A 4520-nucleotide genomic window follows, 5' to 3' on the forward strand; every position below is an offset into this window, starting at 1 on the left:
GGCGACGTCCAGCTGTTCCGGCCCGGACTGTCAGTGGCCGAACTGACCCAACCGGGCCAGCCTGCCCAGCGGATTTCCCTGCCGCGGCGAAGCCTGCGGGACTGCCTGGCCGAGGAACTGCGGCGTCTGGATCCCGACGAAGTGTTCGGTCTCACGCTGGGAGCGCTTGATTTGCTGCGGGACTGGGAAGAGGCCTCACTGCTGGCGCTGGTCTGAAGGGCGCTGGCTTAAAAGGTGTGTCCCCGTCGTTCATTACGACGGGGACACATCTTTGTGGAAAGGGCGGCTAGCACCAGAGAGCTTTGGGTCCTGGGCGGCGATGAGCTCGTGGGCCTCGGCTTCGGTGTCCACGCTCGGCATGGAGCCCGGCAGCGGGCGGCCGGGCGGATTCACGAAGAAAATAGATGGCGATCGCCCCAATGACCGACGTCCCCATCAGGTAATAGGCCGGGGCCATGTCGTCGCCGGTGGCCGCGATCAGGCCCTGGACCAGGAATGGAGTTGTCCCGCCGAAGATCGCCACAGAGAAGTTGTAGGCGATGCCCATGCTGCTGTAGCGGCTTGAGGTGGGGAACAGCGCCGGAAGTGCTGACGCGAGGTTGGCCACATAGAACGTCACGGGGAAGGCGACCAGGGACAGCCCCGCCTGCATTCTCTCCACTCCGCGCTTCCTATCACTGACCTCGAACACTGCTGCCCGGCGAAGCTACTGCTGGGAGGACGGTCGCATCCCGGGTGGGGCGGGCTACCGCATCGTCTCTCCTCCGAGAGCCCATGCGCAGTCACCTATTGCCGGGCTATTGTCCGGCTCTAACGGGCTCGCGCCGCTCACTTGCTGGGCCGCTTGAAGCGGCACACAGTGTTAAGCCGCCGGGCGGCGCCTGGTGACCCGAGCGCCGCCGCGGCAGCATGCGGAAAGATGTACCCGACATGGGAACAACTCGTCCGCACAGCAGCGCTGACCAACATCACTCCACAAGAAATTCTCCACGCACCAACACGATGGTTTCAACCCAGCTTCGCACGCTGCGCCAGCGCAGTGTGGGCCGAACAACTCAGGAGAAACTACTCCCCCGCAATCGTCCGAGCCACAGTTTCGGCTCACCCGGCAAATCCGTCCCGGGAATCACAGATCGACGGCTATCAGACAGCAATGCTTCAACTGGCGGAACCCATTCTTAGCCACATCAGGAGAGGAGGACCCAGCCGGGAAGCTGACCTGAAACTGGTCTCAAAGATCAGATAATGAGCGCGGCCCGTTATCGGGGTTGATTAGGGGACAGCTTGTGAAAAAGTCGAGGATCAGACGCTAAGACTCGCGGCCACGAGCGCAACCTCCTGTCGGGCACTACGTTTTCGGCGTTGGCCAGCATTTCCGCCCGATTTTTGCACCGTGCAGTCCCGGTGTCAGTGGGAGAAGTTTGCTGAGATTTCGGCGAGGGTGCGCCCCTTCGTCTCAGGCGCGAGCCATTGCGAGAGGACTGCGCCGAGTAATGCGACGGCAGCGGCTACGACCATGGTTGCGCCCATGCCGATGTTGCTGATCGCCCATGGCAGGGCAAAGGTGCCGAGTGCGGCTCCGATGCGGCTGAAGGCCGCGGCGAAGCCAGTGCCGATGCCGCGCAGGTGGCCGGGGAATACCTCGGCCGGATAGACCTGGGTCATCGTGGTGTAGCCGGCATTGAAGTAGGAGAAGGCGAGAAACAGGACGAGCACGAGGATCGCTGGTGCGTTCCCCCAGACTCCGATGATCAGCAGGATACCTGCGCAGAGCCACTGCCCGGGCACGGTGAGGATTCGGCGGCCGAGCTTGTCAATCAGAAGTACGCTGGTGACAACCCCCGCGACCGCAAGTGCGGACAGGCCGACTCCACCGGCCCAACCGCCGCCGAAGCCGAATTGGTTGAGCACCTCGTCGGCGAAGGTCGCGATCGCGAAGTACGGAGTGACTGCGCAGAACCAAAAACCTGAAGTGAAGAGGGTGGTGCGCCAGTACTGCCTCGAGAACAGCATTCCGAAGGAGGCGCCCTTGATTTTGGTCCCACTCTGCGCGGCTTGGGCCTCCTGGATCATCCTCAAATCGATCTCTTCGGTGATGCTGGTGTGCATCTGGGACGATTCGACGTATTTACGTGCGATCGCGAGTGCTTCCTCACGCCGTCCCTTCGTAATGAGCCAGCTCGGCGATTCGGGGAGGCCCAAGCGGGCGAGGAACAGGACGAATGCGAGTATCGCGCAGGTGCCGAGTACAAGGCGCCATGGGGTGCCGGCGTCGTGCAGGAGCGTGCCGACGATGAATGCCATCATGAAACCGACGTACCAGGCGATCAGAGTCAGCCCGAGCAATCGCCCGCGGAGCTTTGGAGGGGAGAACTCTGATAGCAATGGCCCACCGATTGAGTACTCGCCGCCGATCGCGACGCCCATGAAGAACCGGATGATGGCCAGCTGGATCACGGCCCCGTCTCCGGAGGTTACGAAGAACTGGGCCGCTGAGACGACCAGGAACAGGCCCATGTCCACGAGGAACATGGGCTTGCGTCCGAACTTGTCAGTAGCCCAACCGGCCAGGGGGGAGCCGACGAAGATACCAGCCAGCGGGCCTGCAGCGATCATGCCCAGAGATAGTGCGTCGAGCTGGAGATCTGACCGCATGGATCCGGCGACGGGGCCGATGATTCCGAGGATGTAACCGTCGAGGAACATCCCGCCGATGAAGACAGTGACAAGCCGCACCATGAAGCGGCGTTTGAACTGGGAGCTGGTCTCTTTTGATATGGAGGTGTCGACGGAGTCGGGTCTTTCGCTACGTTTATCGGCGCTGACGTCACGTGTGCTTGTCATGAAAGTGTTCCCTTTACTGAGTGTTGCGGATGCCTCAGTTTTTGCCTCGACTGACCGGTCCTGGGCTGGCAGGTTCGGTTCGTCAAGACAGGTGGTGCAGTTCCCTGGGAGCGAGGTTCAAAGAGTGGCATTGGTGCATAAAGCACTTCTCTAAGGTTCAGGGACTGATCGCGAAACCGCTGGGGCACCGCTTCGATTTGTTCCGTATGGAGCAATGAGCTTCGCAATGAACAACAGAGTGAAGCACGTCACGGATATTGTCAAGGACTCTTTCCGCAGCCTGCTCCACCCTTGACTTTCGCGCCTGAACGCGCTTCTACCTGGCGGCCTACGACAGGTTTGAACGGCTTCTGGCAACGCATGAAGTACCGGATAATCTCCAGAGGCCACCATCCATGGCTGTCATCATGACTGTGCACGGCACTCGATTGCACCTGACACTTCCCCGCAAACCGGCCTCGATAACCACTACTTTCGCCAGCTATGTTTCCCAAGGGCTATCGCGCCGAACAAGGGCAGAGCTTGGGAGCCTGCGCTGCTAATACGCCCTCCAGTTGCGCACCGTCGGCTACCTTCTCCGCACGCAGCCGGTGAGGGCATGTCCGACGGTGGCCAGCACTGCTTCGGATGCCGCATTGCGCCGCAACCACTGTCTGCAATTATCTCGACCACCGAGCCTGGTCCCCAAACAGATTGCCATTCTCACCTTACTGAATTTTGGCGGGACTCACACGCAGCGAGCTGCGGTTCACCCTGCGGACAGGTTCCGTGGGGTTCTCGGACTCGAGGACCATGAAGGCGCCGTCCAGGACTATGACTTTCTGTGTGGTGCCGGCAGTATGGCCGGCGGAGGTCATGGGATCCGGTGCGAAAACTGAACCCGCGTGCGTGCAGCTAGCGCCGCCCTGGGAGCGGACTCACCAGCGGGCAGGGCGTGTGCATGAAGCACCTTTTGCGTCAGGAGGTGCGCGAGCACGTGGGTTCCTCTCGTGTTCCGCGTTAATCAACAGGGTTCGGCCTATGCAACAGAGTGCGTCGGCTCATAGTAGCTCAGGAGGTGTGCCTACCCGTTTGGGTAGGCGCAACCGCCCGATCATGGCATAGCGCCCAACTGGGCTTGGAGGGGAGGATGGAGGGCAGCATCTTTGGACGACCTCGGCGCCGCTGGGGGCGGTGCTTCGAATGGTCCGAGATCGCACATATTCTCCCTTGCCGCCCAGCCCGATCATCCTCGGCCGCGCGGCAACAGCTTTTCCCCAAAGGAGTTCCGTGTCTTCAAATCCGATTCGTGTAGCCATTGTCGGCGTGGGTAACTGCGCTGCTTCCCTGGTCCAGGGTGTCCACTACTACCGGGATGCCGACCCCCAGGCAACGATCCCGGGTCTGATGCATGTTGAGTTCGGCAAGTACCACGTCAACGATGTTGAATTCGTTGCAGCCTTCGATGTCGACGGCAAGAAGGTCGGCGTTGACCTGGCCGATGCCATCCTGGCCAGCGAGAACAACACCATCAAGATCGCCGAGGTCCCGCCGACCGGGGTGACCGTGCAGCGCGGCCACACCCTGGACGGCCTCGGCAAGTACTACCTCGAGACCATCGAGCAGTCCCCGGCCGAGCCGGTCGACGTGGTCCAGGCCCTCAAGGACGCCAAGGCTGACGTCATGGTCTGCTACCT

General features: G+C 61.4%; 4 protein-coding genes and 1 pseudogene. 2 read left to right on the forward strand and 3 right to left on the reverse strand.

What is annotated here, in order from left to right; genetic code table 11:
• The coding region (locus AC1DDG_RS21545) for an OpcA/G6PD domain-containing protein (protein WP_476877682.1) at positions 1-216 on the forward strand (216 nt) is incomplete at its 5' end.
• Positions 217-252: 36 nt separating this feature from the next.
• Here the strand turns inward: AC1DDG_RS21545 and AC1DDG_RS21550 are convergent.
• From AC1DDG_RS21550 to AC1DDG_RS21560, 3 genes and pseudogenes are all read right to left on the reverse strand, one after another.
• Positions 253-646, reverse strand: a pseudogene (locus tag AC1DDG_RS21550) (MFS transporter); the annotation flags it as partial.
• A 761-nt stretch (positions 647-1407) separates the two neighbouring features.
• Positions 1408-2844 (reverse strand): MFS transporter, encoded by a 1437-nt coding sequence (locus tag AC1DDG_RS21555; RefSeq protein WP_230121509.1) that lies wholly within the window; start codon positions 2842-2844, stop codon positions 1408-1410.
• Between the two features lie 707 nt (positions 2845-3551).
• Positions 3552-3701 (reverse strand): hypothetical protein, encoded by a 150-nt coding sequence (locus AC1DDG_RS21560; protein WP_476877683.1) that lies wholly within the window; start codon positions 3699-3701, stop codon positions 3552-3554.
• 412 nt (positions 3702-4113) lie between these two features.
• On the opposite strand from AC1DDG_RS21560, the gene AC1DDG_RS21565 reads away from it, so the two are divergent.
• A partial coding sequence (locus AC1DDG_RS21565) for an inositol-3-phosphate synthase (protein WP_476877684.1) occupies positions 4114-4520 on the forward strand: 407 nt, incomplete at its 3' end.

The organism is Arthrobacter sp. 10L430, assembly GCF_056395245.1.

Bases quoted from the DNA above. Each gene is read 5' to 3' on its own strand.
- AC1DDG_RS21555 (WP_230121509.1), bottom strand. From the start codon at position 2,844: ATGACAAGCACACGTGACGTCAGCGCCGATAAACGTAGCGAAAGACCC.
- AC1DDG_RS21560 (WP_476877683.1), bottom strand. From the start codon at position 3,701: ATGACCTCCGCCGGCCATACTGCCGGCACCACACAGAAAGTCATAGTC.